Annotated in this window: 1 protein-coding gene; it reads right to left on the reverse strand. The window is 46.1% G+C overall.

The genetic code is table 11. From position 1 onward, the window contains the following. A partial coding sequence (locus A3761_RS05755; protein ID WP_255374921.1) for a protein-disulfide reductase DsbD domain-containing protein occupies nt 1-470 on the reverse strand: 470 nt, incomplete at both ends.

The raw sequence follows: 470 nt of genomic DNA on the forward strand, positions 1-470 counted from the left end.
CACGCCTGCTGCAGCATAGGTTGCCGCCATACCGATAACGTAGGCTAGGGAAAGCATAAAGGATTTACCGACCGTTGGCTTTTGCTGGCCAGCAATAATGCTGGTAATAATCGGGATCATTGGAAACACGCAAGGTGTAAAGGTCAATCCGATCCCGAGTAAAAAGAATATTCCTACAATCGCCAGCAGGCTACTGTTCTGAATAAAGCTAAAGACGCCCGCAGCGTTTTCAAAGTCTGGGCTTTCTTGAGATGAAGGCGTTTGTTGCTGGTTGGGAGCTTGAAGCTTGTTGCTAGTTGTGTCGCTATTANTTTTTTGCGCTACATATAAGACCTTTTCGTGCTTTGGTGGGTAGCACAAGCCTGCATCTGCACAGCCTTGGGAGCTTATTTTAATCTCGACATCACTTAGTGAAGCATCGACGTCAATAGGAAGAGCAATTTCAACGTGCTTATAGAACGCATGAACCA

It is taken from the genome of Oleiphilus sp. HI0123 (assembly GCF_001635315.1).